General features: G+C 32.6%; 2 protein-coding genes. One reads left to right on the top strand and one right to left on the bottom strand.

Features of this window, described 5'->3' with window-relative positions; genetic code table 11:
• Positions 1–398 (bottom strand): ABC transporter transmembrane domain-containing protein (locus tag MVY38_RS09085; RefSeq protein ID WP_297485436.1); only part of this gene is annotated, 398 nt, incomplete at its 3' end.
• 135 nt (positions 399–533) lie between these two features.
• Between MVY38_RS09085 and MVY38_RS09080 the strand changes: the two genes are divergently transcribed.
• Positions 534–725, top strand: a 192-nt coding sequence (locus MVY38_RS09080) for an HDOD domain-containing protein (protein WP_297485434.1), incomplete at its 3' end; no start/stop codon positions are given.

Here is a 725-nt window from a genome sequence, read left to right as displayed (position 1 = left end):
TTTGATACAAAGTATTGGATACGACCAATATCGTTTGTAATGCGTGAAATAAGTTCGCCACTTCTATTTGTATACAAAAATGCCATATCAAGTGAAATCATTTTATGTAGAAGTATTTCACGAAAACGGGTTATGATGCTCTGCCCAATATACTCCATAAATACAGTTTGTATATATTTTCCAAGAGCCTTGGTGAGGTAGATGGCAATAAGCCCAAAAGGGATAATGTAAAGCATATCTTCTTGTTTTTTAATAAACATATCGTCCATCATTGGTTTCATGATTTGTGCCGTAGCCGCTGTTGAGATGACAATAAGAATACCACCAAAAATAACAAGCATATAGTAGAGTTTATACTCTTTTATATATGGCCAAAACCGTTTAATAATCTCTTTCAATATTGCTCCGATTAATCTAAGTGCGACATTTTACTATATATAATCTTACACAGAAATTTTAATTACAGGAGGTGCCATTTCTAAGTATCAGCAAAGAACTGATATAATAAGAAAAAAAATAATAAGGTATATTTTATGAAGAGTTCAATCGTTGAAAGTATCAAATCACTTCCTCCACTTTCTAAAACTATTTTAGACATTAACAGAGTCTATGCTGATGAGGAAGCGGGTGTTTCCGAACTTGCAAAAGTAATTGCACATGATCCTATGATAGTTGCAAATCTTCTTAAAAATGCAAACTCTCCTCTGTACAGTTTTGGAAAAGAG

Origin of the sequence: Sulfurimonas sp. (genome assembly GCF_027056685.1) — a bacterium.
In the GTDB taxonomy this organism is placed as follows: Bacteria; Campylobacterota; Campylobacteria; order Campylobacterales; family Sulfurimonadaceae; genus Sulfurimonas.
This window is presented reverse-complemented; position numbering and strand designations above follow the sequence as displayed.